The following is a 7,308-nucleotide window of genomic DNA, read 5'->3' on the forward strand; positions in this document are numbered from 1 at the left end:
CACTCGGGGAACCCCACCAACCCCATGAACAATCTAGGCCAGGCCCGGTCGAGTGCGAGACAAGGCGATGCCATGATTACCGCCCGGTCATACCGGGGCGGATGACAACACCGGCCGTTTCAGCGGTTGGCGCTGTGCGGGTATGCGTGTTTGTTTGTTGTGCCCCGGTCTCGTGGACATTCTTTCGCCGGCATGGCGCCGGGCGCCGTGCCTATGCATCCGGAGCACTCGAAATGTCGCAGGACCCTCTGTCCGCGTGGTACGCGGACTTCTTCACCGAGCTGCCCAACGCCTTCTGGCGGGCAGCCGTGCCCCCGGAGTTCACCTCGGTCGAGGTGGATTTCATTATCCGTGTGACCGGGCTACGTCCTGGCTCGCGGGTGCTGGACGTGCCCTGCGGCAGCGGCCGGCACACTCTCGAATTCGCCCGGCGCGGCTGTCGGGTCACCGGGCTGGACATGTCGGCTGAGGCCGTCGAATACGCACGCAGGGCCGCCGCCGACGAGCGACTCGACGTCGACCTGCGACTCGGCGACATGCGGGCCCTGCCCACTGACGTGCGGGCTGACGTAGCCATGTGCATGGGCAACAGCTTCGGCTATCTGGAACACACCGGTACGGAGAAACTTCTCGGCGGCCTGGCCGGGCTCGTCGTGCCGGGAGGCGCTCTGATCCTGGACTACGGCTTTGTGGCCGAGTCGCTGCTCCCGCACCTGACGCTGGAGGAGAACCCGATGCACTTCGGCGGGGTCGAGGGCATCTCGGTCAACGAATACGACACTGCAAACAGCCGTCTGCTCACCGCACTCACCTTCCGCCGAGGCGCGGAAGAACACCGCGGAACATCCGTACAACACATCTATACCGCAGCTGAGGTCACCCGGCTGGTAACCTCAGCCGGATTCGCCGACCTCGAACTGTACGGCGACACCAACGGCACGCCATTCCACCTCGGCAGCCACCGACTGCTCCTGACTGCGCGACGCCCCGGCGGCAGCCGCCGGTGACTTCCGGCGCAGGTCCGGCCTATTATTGAACCGTGACAAAAAACGTCGTCGAGGACGATGAGCAGACGGCGACCAAGTCGAAGTCCTCGCGGACCCGCGAACGACTGTTGGACGCGGCTGCGGAGGTCCTCAGCCGCAAAGGCTTCAGCGGGACCCGGTTGTCGGACATCGCCGAGCAGGCGTGCGTGCAGGCGCCGGCGATCTACTACTACTACCCGTCGCGTGAGGACCTCATCGAGGAAGTCATGTTCGTCGGCGCGGCGGCGATGCGGACACATCTGGAAGCAGTCCTGGCCACGCTGCCGCCCGACTCCACTGCGTCCGAACGGATCGCTGGCGCCGTGGAGGCGCACCTGCGTCACGAGCTGGAGATCTCGGCCTACTCGTACGCGATCATCCGCAACGCCAACCAGCTACCAGAGGCCATCAGCAGACGGGCGCTCGCCGAGGTGTCCGCCTACAACGACATCTGGCGCGGGCTCGTGGCCGACCTACAGGCCAGCGGTCAACTACGCCCCGACGTCGACCCTCCGCTGGCCCGTATGCTCGTGCTCGGCGCCCTCAACTGGACCGCCGAGTGGTGGAATCCGGACCGCGGGCCGCTCGAAGCACTGATCACCACGGCGCAGTCGATGGTGCTGCACGCGCTTCGCCGCTGAACGCAGCCTGTCGGCCGTCCGGCCGGGCCACCGTTGCGGTTCGCTCCGCAACGCTCCAGCCCCCGGCAAACAGGATGACCCACAGCAACGACGAGGCGCAGGCCACTCACGCAGACGCTGGCGCGGCCGCGTTGCGCTTGGCCGCGAACTCCAGCGCCTCCTCCCAGGATGTGCGCCGCCCGATCTGCATCCGATACTTCATGATCTCTCTCTGCCCATTGACGGCGAGCGCGCCGGTGACCCGGTCACCCTGCCGGTAGAGGGCGACGAACCGGTGCTCGTCGACACTGCCCCACACGACCCTGATCTCGTCCGCCTGCGGCACACCGACGAACTGGATCCGGCTGTCGTACCAGTACGACCAGTTGGCGGGCCCGCGCGCCGGTGGCGAGGACAAGCGCGTCGTAGCCGATCGGGCGCTCCCCCACCACGACGGTCCGCGCCCCGGTATCCAGCGCGCTCGCCGGCACACCGAGCACCAGCTCGACACCAAGATCTTCGCGTAGATGGGACTCGTCGCGGAACCGGACGACGAGCGGCTCCCCCGCCTCCAGGTATGCCTTGGACAGCGGCGGCCGGTCGTACGGCAGGTGCTCCTCCGCCCCGACCAGTGGGTAGGTGGTCTCTCTTCGGGTCCGCCGAGCATGTCGTCGCCGTCGCTGCGCCGTCACGTCAAGGACGTTCGGGCAACGTGGCCATGGCCTGCCGGTACCTCATCAATCGTCATCAGCGATCATCAGTCGTCCGACCTGCTGCGCATGACTGTCAAGGGCCACGTCACGAGGTCAAACCGGAAGTAACATCATACATAAGGGTGTTTCCACCGTTAATTCGACAGACCTACGACCGGGTGTACGCTATTTTCGCGTCAAACCCATGGCGAACGAATCACGCGTGGCGACCGGATATTTCTCCCTCCGCAACCAGGCTGAACGTTTACCACGCCCGACCTGGGAAATCCCGGGACAATTGGTGACGCCTGGAGACTCTGTGACCCTTGGAATTTCCCTTCCGGCCCACTGGCCGGATCTTGGCTCCAACACGGTGGACACGTTGATCGCTCGTGCCCGTGAGGCCGGCGAGGCCGGACTCACGTCGATCTGGTTACCCCAACGATTCGACCATGACGCTCTGTCGATAGCCGCCGTGATCGGTCACGCCGTGCCCGGTATCGCCATCGGCACCTCGGTCGTGCCCATCTATCCCCGCCACCCGATCGTGGTGTCGAGTCAGGCCCAGACGGCCCAGGCGGCAAGTCATGGACGGTTCACGCTCGGGCTGGGGCTCGGTACGCCACGACTCATCGCAAGCTTCGGCATGTCTTTCGATCGGCCTATCCGTCACCTGCGTGAGTACCTCAGCGCGTTGAGGCCGCTATTGTCCTCCGGGTCGGTCAACCTGCACGGCGCGACGTTGACAGCCTCCCCCCCTATGCCGGCGGCCGTGCCTGGGGCGCAGCCGCCGGTCCCGCTGCTGGTGGCGGCGATGGGACCACAGGCGTTGAAGGTCACCGGCGAGCTGGCTGACGGCACCCTGCCCTACCTTGCCGGTCCTCGGACGCTCAGCGAGTTCATCGTGCCAACGATCGCCGAGGCGGCCCGCGCCGCGGGACGGCCCGCACCGCGAATCGTCGTGGCGTTCGCCGGCATTGTGACCGCGGCGGTCGACAAGGTACGGGCATCCGCCGAGAAACAGCTGGCGTCTTACGCGACAGCGCCTTCGTATCGGGCGGTGCTTGCCCGCGAGGGCCTGGAACACCCGGCCGAGTTGGCGGTTATCGGCGACGAGGAGACGCTGGCCGCCGCCGTGGACCGTTATTTCGACGCCGGGGCAACCGAGATCGTGGTGACCAGCACCGGTCTGAGCACCGCCGAGGATCGCCAACGTACCTGGAAGGTGCTGGGAGAAATCAACCGCGGCCGGACGAGAAGCGCCCGCTGATGCGATGCCGGTAGACCGGGGAACAGCAGTCCGATCGAATACCGAGGCTGAATACCGAGACCAACGCCAGGGACCGCCTCCCGCGCGGCCTCTGGCGTCGTCACGACACGACTTTGGCCGCCCACAAGTACTGCTCACGCAGGACCCGTTTCACGAGCTTGCCGGTTTCAGTACGCGGTAACTCGTCCACGAAATCAATCCCACGCGGAGCCTTGTATCGGGCGATCCGTTCCCGGACATAGGCGTGCAGTTCCTTCCTCGGCGAGTTCCTCACTCGGCACCACGCCCGACGGCAGCTGCACCACCGCATGCACCGACTCACCCATCTCCGGGTCGGGAACGCCGATCACCGCGACATCATGCACCTTCGGGTGCAGGGCGAGACAGTCCTCGATTTCCTGCGGGTAGATGTTGACCCCACCGGAGATGATGGTGAACGGGCGGAATCAAGCGGTCATGGCGACGCATGTCGTTCCAACAGCTCGTTGAACATTTCTACCGGCTTTCGCCAGCCCAACGTCTCACGAGGTCTGCCATTCAGCTCCTGGCCCCGCACCCAGTCCTCCGATCAGTAGACAGCCCTTCTACCAGAGCTGACGCACTGACCGCTTGAGACCGCCCCTCGAACACGTCCTCGGCCATCGACTCACAGATACCCAGGCCGGTGCACCTGCCGCGGTCAACCACTATACGCATGTCGATCATCTCTCCGGTGTGAACTCGAACTTCATCCGCTTGATGCCACGCATGAAGTTGGTGCCGAGATATTCCGGTTCGCTGGCGGTGAATTCAGGTATGCGGGTCAGGATCTCGCGGAACAGCGCGCAGCATCGACTTCGCGAGCTGGTTACCCAGACAGAAATCTATACCTCCGCCACCGAAACCGACATGCGGGTTGGGGTTGCGGGTCAGGTTGAAGTGGTCGGGTTCCTCGAACACGTCAATGTCCCAGTTGCCCGACGGGTAGAACAGCACGACCTTGTCGCCTGGAATGATCCGCTGGCCGCCGAGTTCGGTCTCCCTGACCGCGGTACGACGGAAGGTCATCACCGGCGAGGCGTACCGTACGAACTCCTCGGCGGCCTGGTTGATCCGGCCGTCGAAGTCCGCCAGCAGCCAGTCCCGCCGGTCGGGGAACTTGGTGAAGGCGAGCACCGTGTGGCTGGCAGTGTGCTTGGTGGTGTCGGTGCCGGCCACGGCCATCAGCACGAAGAAGGAGCCGATCTCGAAGTCGTCCAGGGACTGCCCGTCGACCTCAGCCTGCACGAGCGCGGTCATCAAGTCCTCGCCCGGATTCTTCCGGCGGTCGGCGATCAGCTGCTCGGCGACGTCGTGCAAGGTGGTACACGCTTCGACCTGCACTTCGTCAGCCGAGCGATCGCCCAAGATCTCCGGATCGGCCCAAGCCACCACGTCCGCCGCGGCCTTGGCCACGGTGGGACGCAGCTGCGCGGGAACACCGAAAATATCCCCGAACATGCGGACAGGCAGTTTCTCCGCGCATTCGGCGACGAACTCGATACGGCCCTTGCCTGCGATGGAGCCGACGATCTCAGATGAAGGTGTCGTGGTCCTTGCTCACCCGCACGATGTCGGCGTGCTTGACGACAGCCCAGTAACCGGGATCGTCCGGGTCGGGGGTGACCGCGTCCTCCACGGGACGCTGCCAGGACACCGGACGCTGCTCGCGCAGCAACGCGAAGATCTTTTCCCGCTGTTCGGAGGTTTGTTGCCAGAAGGACTTCGACGAGACGTCGATCTCGTCGTATCCGGGTTTGTGATCCGCGGTGGCCGGGATCATCTCGACGGTCATCGGATTCTCCAGAGAATGAAGTGATTCAGTGACCCGGGCGCTTTAGCCGGCATGGCTGAGCAGGACGTCGTACGGCCTGCGGCCGCGACGGCCGGAGAGGTCGAGGTGAACATTCTTGGTCTCGGTGTACTCATCGAGCGCGTCCGGACCGAACTCCCGGCCGAGACCGCTGTTCTTGTAGCCGCCGAAGGGCACCTCTGGTGGGCGTCGTTGATCCAGAGCGAACCGGCCTCGATCTCGTTCGCGATGGTCAGCGCGGTCGTTGTCCCCGCTCCACAGCGAGGAGGCGAGCCCGTAGCTGGTGTCGTTGGCGATCGCGATCGCCTCTTCGTCGGTACGGTAAGTGATCACCGACAGCACCGGACCGAAGATCTCCTCACGTGCGATGCGCATGTCGTTGCGGACCCCGGTGAAGATGGTCGGCTCGATCCAGTGCCCGCGCTCGAACCGTTCGCCCCCGGGGACACCGCCGCCGCAGGCCGGTGTCGCGCCCTGCTCGACCCCAGAGGTGATGTAGCCGAGGATCCGGCTGTGCTGCTTGGCTGTCATCGTCGGTTCTCGCCTTCCTGACTCAGGAAGCCGCATCCTTGTCCTTGACAAGGTCGCGGTAGACGGGGAACAGTGGCTTGGTCAGCGGTACCAGCTTGAGGATCTTGTTGATCGGCCCCTTGGCCTTGATCTGTCCCTTGGCCAGGCCGACAGCCAGGTTGTACTCCCCGCGCCAGAACTGGTTCGCGATGTCGGCGCGTATGATCAGGGTGATGTCCGGTACCAGGCCGGTCTCGCCGGATTCGACGCGTATCGGGTCCTGGAAGGCGACGGTCACCACGCAGTCCGGGTCGGAGTACTCGACCCGCATGACGATGTTCGCGGCCTTCATCTTGTCGCCGACCTCAGGGTGGTCGCCGGCCAGTCGGAACATCTCGCCGATGTACTTGTCCATTTCATCGGCATTAGCGAAGAAGGCCATGGTCTTTCTCCTGTCGGATACGGTGGAAGATGCGGGCGGAATCGGCAGTCCGTGTTGTGTACTGGAACACAGAAACTATTGCGACCCGGCGCAGGCCTCATCGCTCGTACGGGGTGTTTCGATCCCTCGATGGGAATACTTCACCCGGTTCCGCACCCCGATCAGCTGTTACTTTCGTTGCGCGGCAGAGGAAGGGAGCAGTAATGGCAACTTCACCCCGGCACCGCGGCACCCCGTCCGCACGGCCCCGTCCAGGCCCTGAGAGCGCTGACGAGACCCCCCGGCAGACGACAGCGGAAAGCATCGTGACGAGGGCGGGCGAGGACACCGGAAGGAACGCGGTGGCCAGCAGGCCCAGTGGTTTCCCAGCGGCGCTCGGCGTGTCCGTCGTCTGCTGGTCGGTGGTGGGCTTTCTCGCGTTGTGGGCAGGAATGGACGCGCTGGGCAACGACCCCGACCAGCAGACCGCGCAGGAACTGCGCGACCAGTTGGGTGAGGGCACAGTACGCACAACCGCAACGGTGCAGCCGCAGGACCTGCTCGCGCTGGGCGTCGGCATCGCCGTCCTGGCCGCGGTCGTGGCCCTGCTGCTGCGCAGACGATGGGCCCAGCACGTGCTGCCGGTACTGGCCGTCCTGTCGGTGATCGTGCTGGCCTCCGGCGGCCACTGGGAAGCCGCGCTGGTCTTTCTCGCGTTCGTGATCGGCGCGGCCGTGCTGCTCGCCGAATCGACGCGGGATTATCTGCAGAAGAAATAGCCGATGGCAGGGCCGCCTCCCCGGCGGCCCCGCCGTCCTCCCCGCGTACCCCGCTCCCCGGGTACCCCGCTCCCGCGGGTCCTTCCTCCGCTCGACACAACCGACCCTTCTCGGCCGCGTGTTGTTTCCCGGGTACCTGAGTGCCCCGGCGGCGCGGGGA

At 65.3% G+C, this 7,308-nt stretch carries 7 protein-coding genes and 3 pseudogenes; 4 read left to right on the forward strand and 6 right to left on the reverse strand.

What is annotated here, in order from left to right; translation table 11 throughout:
- The first annotated feature begins 233 nt into the window (after positions 1-233).
- Positions 234-1,007 (forward strand): SAM-dependent methyltransferase, encoded by a 774-nt coding sequence (locus tag CV1CTNOD_RS09110; protein WP_131785707.1) that lies wholly within the window; start codon positions 234-236, stop codon positions 1,005-1,007.
- A 32-nt stretch (positions 1,008-1,039) separates the two neighbouring features.
- Positions 1,040-1,666: a TetR/AcrR family transcriptional regulator gene (locus tag CV1CTNOD_RS09115; protein ID WP_131785708.1), complete on the forward strand. Its 627-nt coding sequence runs from the start codon at positions 1,040-1,042 to the stop codon at positions 1,664-1,666.
- Between the two features lie 106 nt (positions 1,667-1,772).
- On the opposite strand, the gene CV1CTNOD_RS25565 is transcribed toward CV1CTNOD_RS09115, so the two are convergent.
- Both CV1CTNOD_RS25565 and CV1CTNOD_RS26450 read right to left on the reverse strand, forming a co-directional pair.
- Positions 1,773-2,063, reverse strand: a complete 291-nt coding sequence (locus CV1CTNOD_RS25565) for an oxidoreductase C-terminal domain-containing protein (RefSeq protein WP_242606534.1) — start codon at positions 2,061-2,063, stop codon at positions 1,773-1,775.
- 25 nt (positions 2,064-2,088) lie between these two features.
- Positions 2,089-2,337: pseudogene (locus tag CV1CTNOD_RS26450) on the reverse strand (NAD(P)/FAD-dependent oxidoreductase); the annotation flags it as partial.
- A gap of 319 nt (positions 2,338-2,656) precedes the next feature.
- Between CV1CTNOD_RS26450 and CV1CTNOD_RS09125 the strand changes: the two are divergent.
- Complete coding sequence (locus CV1CTNOD_RS09125) at positions 2,657-3,607, forward strand: LLM class F420-dependent oxidoreductase (protein WP_242606535.1); 951 nt, start codon at positions 2,657-2,659, stop codon at positions 3,605-3,607.
- A gap of 100 nt (positions 3,608-3,707) precedes the next feature.
- On the opposite strand, the pseudogene CV1CTNOD_RS09130 reads toward CV1CTNOD_RS09125, so the two are convergent.
- The 4 genes and pseudogenes from CV1CTNOD_RS09130 to CV1CTNOD_RS09150 form a co-directional block, all read right to left on the reverse strand.
- A pseudogene (locus CV1CTNOD_RS09130) lies at positions 3,708-4,050 on the reverse strand (AMP-binding enzyme); the annotation flags it as partial.
- Positions 4,051-4,308: 258 nt separating this feature from the next.
- A pseudogene (locus CV1CTNOD_RS27730) lies at positions 4,309-5,420 on the reverse strand (cytochrome P450).
- A gap of 42 nt (positions 5,421-5,462) precedes the next feature.
- Entirely contained in the window at positions 5,463-5,969 is a 507-nt protein-coding gene (locus CV1CTNOD_RS09145; RefSeq protein ID WP_165485399.1) for an aldehyde dehydrogenase family protein, read from the reverse strand.
- Between the two features lie 22 nt (positions 5,970-5,991).
- Entirely contained in the window at positions 5,992-6,390 is a 399-nt protein-coding gene (locus tag CV1CTNOD_RS09150; protein ID WP_131785712.1) for a hypothetical protein, read from the reverse strand.
- 203 nt (positions 6,391-6,593) lie between these two features.
- Between CV1CTNOD_RS09150 and CV1CTNOD_RS09155 the strand changes: the two genes are divergently transcribed.
- Positions 6,594-7,148 (forward strand): hypothetical protein, encoded by a 555-nt coding sequence (locus tag CV1CTNOD_RS09155; protein ID WP_131785713.1) that lies wholly within the window; start codon positions 6,594-6,596, stop codon positions 7,146-7,148.
- Positions 7,149-7,308: the final 160 nt, after the last annotated feature.

The organism is Protofrankia symbiont of Coriaria ruscifolia (assembly GCF_900634745.1).
GTDB lineage: Bacteria > Actinomycetota > Actinomycetes > Frankiales > Frankiaceae > Protofrankia > Protofrankia californiensis.